Source organism: Planctopirus hydrillae (assembly GCF_001707835.1).
Taxonomy (GTDB): Bacteria; Planctomycetota; Planctomycetia; order Planctomycetales; family Planctomycetaceae; genus Planctopirus; species Planctopirus hydrillae.
Map to the genome: position 1 here is coordinate 1 of NZ_LYDR01000060.1, position 334 is coordinate 334.

At 55.1% G+C, this 334-nt stretch carries 1 pseudogene; it reads left to right on the forward strand.

What is annotated here, in order from left to right:
- A pseudogene (locus A6X21_RS07495) lies at positions 1-306 on the forward strand (xylulokinase); the annotation flags it as partial.
- Positions 307-334: the final 28 nt, after the last annotated feature.

Here is a 334-nt window from a genome sequence, read left to right on the forward strand (position 1 = left end):
TGGCTAAAAATTAAAGCCTCGGCCTATAACCTGCCTATTTTAAGTACACGTAACCAGGAGAATGGCATTACAGGATGCGGTATTATCGCGGGCACCGGCGTGGGTCTGTATGCCGATGTTGCCGCTGGCGTGCGTCAGGCCGTTCATTTTGAAAAGGAAATCCTGCCTGACTCACGGCTTCGGGACTACTATGCGGCGTGCTTTGAGGTGTTTGATACACTTTACCAACAGGCCGCACCGCTGTACGACCGACTGGATGCGCTCAGCGAAGGGCCAGCGACCGATAGCGGGTCGCCGCGGCTTTAGGCAAGGGGAAAATAAGGCGTGATGCTCC